Origin of the sequence: uncultured Ralstonia sp. (genome assembly GCA_913056305.1) — a bacterium.
Classification (GTDB): domain Bacteria; phylum Pseudomonadota; class Gammaproteobacteria; order Burkholderiales; family Burkholderiaceae; genus Ralstonia.
The window spans coordinates 1-2,097 of sequence record CAJXMR010000407.1 but is presented as its reverse complement, the minus strand read 5'-3'; the positions used below and the strand labels follow the sequence as shown (position 1 = coordinate 2,097).

2 protein-coding genes and 1 pseudogene are annotated in these 2,097 nt (G+C 67.7%); 2 read left to right on the top strand and 1 reads right to left on the bottom strand.

All coding sequences use genetic code 11. The annotated features are described in order from the left end of the window. Window positions 1–23 precede the first annotated feature (23 nt). Window positions 24–398, top strand: a complete 375-nt coding sequence (gene erpA, locus QZ609_RS26645; RefSeq protein ID WP_295501574.1) for an iron-sulfur cluster insertion protein ErpA — start codon at window positions 24–26, stop codon at window positions 396–398. Between the two features lie 79 nt (window positions 399–477). Here erpA and QZ609_RS26640 read toward each other — a convergent pair whose 3' ends face one another. Beyond that, window positions 478–1,638, bottom strand: a complete 1,161-nt coding sequence (locus QZ609_RS26640) for an anhydro-N-acetylmuramic acid kinase (RefSeq protein ID WP_295501571.1) — start codon at window positions 1,636–1,638, stop codon at window positions 478–480. A 178-nt stretch (window positions 1,639–1,816) separates the two neighbouring features. Between QZ609_RS26640 and QZ609_RS26635 the strand changes: the two are divergent. Further along, a pseudogene (locus QZ609_RS26635) lies at window positions 1,817–2,097 on the top strand (tyrosine--tRNA ligase); the annotation flags it as partial.

Here is a 2,097-nt window from a genome sequence, read left to right as displayed (position 1 = left end):
AGACGTTCCCACAGGAGATTTTCATGAACGCAGTCGCGCAGGCAGCCACGCCCGATGTGAACGAGGTTCCGGCTCCGCTGGTCTTTACCGACAGCGCTGCGGACAAGGTCAAGCAACTGATCGAAGAAGAAGGCAACCCGGAGTTGAAGCTGCGCGTGTTCGTGCAAGGCGGCGGGTGCTCGGGCTTCCAGTACGGCTTCACCTTTGACGAAGACACCAACGAAGACGACACGACCATGAGCAAGAATGGCGTGACGCTCTTGATCGACTCGATGAGCTACCAGTACCTGGTGGGCGCCGAGATCGACTACAAGGAAGACATCAACGGCGCGCAGTTTGTCATCAAGAACCCGAATGCTTCGACCACTTGCGGTTGCGGCTCATCGTTCTCGGTCTGACGCCCTCGCATCGCCAAAGAAAAAGCGCACTTCGGTGCGCTTTTTTGTTGCCCGTAGGATCGCGAACGAGGCCGGTGATTCAGGCCGGGTAGATCGTGCCGAGCACGCGCGGGCCGGCAGCGCCGGTGGCGTGATACACGTTGCCCGGCTCGCGCCGCACGCACTGGCGCGCCAGCCATGCAAAGGCGAGTGCCTCGACCTGGTGTGCCGGCACGCCAAGCTCGTCGCTTGGGCCGATGGCGACGCCGGGCAGTTGCGCCGCCAGCCGCGCCATCAGCGCGCCATTGCGCGCACCGCCACCGCAGACCACCACTGACGCCGCGCGCGGCGCGTAGTTGCGCACGGCATCGGCAATGGTGTCGGCGGTGAGTGCGAGCAGGGTGGCTTGCACGTCTTCGGGACGGGCGCGGTCGAGCGCATCGCCGCCGCGCTGTTGCAGCCAGGCTGGGTTGAACAGATCGCGGCCCGTGCTCTTGGGTGGCGTCTGCGCGAAGAACGGCTCGGTGCGCAAGGTGTCGAGCAGCGCGGCGTCGATCCAACCGCTGCGGGCCCAGGCGCCGTCGTGGTCGTAGGCCTCGCCGCGGTGGGTGTGGATCCAGTAGTCGAGCAGGGCATTGCCGGGGCCGCAATCGAAGCCGAGCACGGCGTCGCGCGTCTCCGATTGCTGCGGGGGCAGCACGGTCAGGTTGGCGATGCCGCCGATGTTGCAGACCACGCGCCAGGCGTCGGGCAGCGCAAACAGTGCGCGGTGTACCGCAGGCACGAGCGGCGCGCCTTGCCCGCCCGCAGCGATGTCGCGGCTGCGGAAATCGGCGATGACGTCGATGCCGGTGCGCTCGGCCAACAAGGCTGCGTGCTGGGTCTGGCGTGTGTAGCCGATGCCGTCGTGCGCGCCGGGCTGGTGTCGGATGGTCTGGCCGTGGGCGCCGATGGCGCGCACGTCGCGTGGGGCACTGCCGCTCTCGCGCAGCAGTTGGGCGACGCAATCGGCGTACAGATCGGCCAGGGCGTTGGCGGCCAGCGCCTCGCGGTGGATCTCGTTGTGGCCGGCGTGCTGCAGGTCGAAGAACGCCTGGCGCAGCGCGGGCGGGAACGGGACGTAGGCGTCGGTCAGCAGCGCCGGGCGCGTGCCGGAGAAGTCGACCAGGACGCCGTCCACACCGTCCAGGCTGGTGCCGGACATCAGGCCGATGTAGCGCTCGCTGGTGGAATGGGCGGGTGTCGTCATGCGCGTGAGCATACCAGCGGGGGCTGAGCTTGGGGCGCCTTGGGGCGCCCTTTGGGGCCGGTGGCCGCATCACGGTAAAATCGCCGGATCGTGCCCGCCGCCAAGTGCGCGCCGGGCGCATGCCGCTGGTTTCCCGAATTGCCGTGTCCGCGCGCCACTGTGGCGCATGCGGCTCTTTTCCCTATTTGCCATGACCGTATCCGACGCCTCCGCCGCACCCGCCTCAGAACAAACCTCGCCGGCCAAACCGAAATATCCGGTGACGCCGGAGGTGCTGCGCGCGATGGAAATCTCGCTGCGCGGCTGCGACGAACTGCTGATCGCCGCCGAGTGGGAGCAGAAGCTCGCGAAGAGCGCCGCCACCGGCGTGCCGCTGCGCATCAAGCTGGGCCTGGACCCGACCGCGCCCGACATCCACATCGGCCACACGGTGGTGCTCAACAAGATGCGCCAGTTGCAGGACCTGGGGCA